The 280-nt window shown below is 63.9% G+C and carries 1 pseudogene; it reads right to left on the bottom strand.

Annotated features, from left to right (window positions below):
• A pseudogene (locus QMG28_RS20910) lies at positions 1-201 on the bottom strand (transposase); the annotation flags it as partial.
• Positions 202-280 lie beyond the last annotated feature (79 nt).

Genomic DNA, 280 nt, shown 5'->3' with positions numbered 1-280 from the left:
GCACGAAGCGGTTGTAGCAGGTCTTGTGCGGCCCATAGCGCTCCGGAATATCCGCCCAGGCCACCCCCGTCCGGAAGCGATAGAGGATCCCGTTGATCACCCGCCGATCGTCGACCCGCGGCACCCCCCGCGAGACTTCTGCGGCAAGAGCGGCTGAATGATCGACCATTCGTGCTCGGTGAGATCGTAACGTCGGCGCATGGCTGTCCTCCCCGTCGGCAGGACCAGTGAATCACCGCCTGAACGCGAAGGGAAGCAGGTTTATGGGTCCACGGCCTAG

Source organism: Sinisalibacter aestuarii (assembly GCF_027923545.1).
In the GTDB taxonomy this organism is placed as follows: domain Bacteria; phylum Pseudomonadota; class Alphaproteobacteria; order Rhodobacterales; family Rhodobacteraceae; genus Sinisalibacter; species Sinisalibacter aestuarii.
The sequence above is the reverse complement of the archived record's forward strand: the minus strand, read 5'-3'. Positions and strand labels throughout refer to the sequence as shown.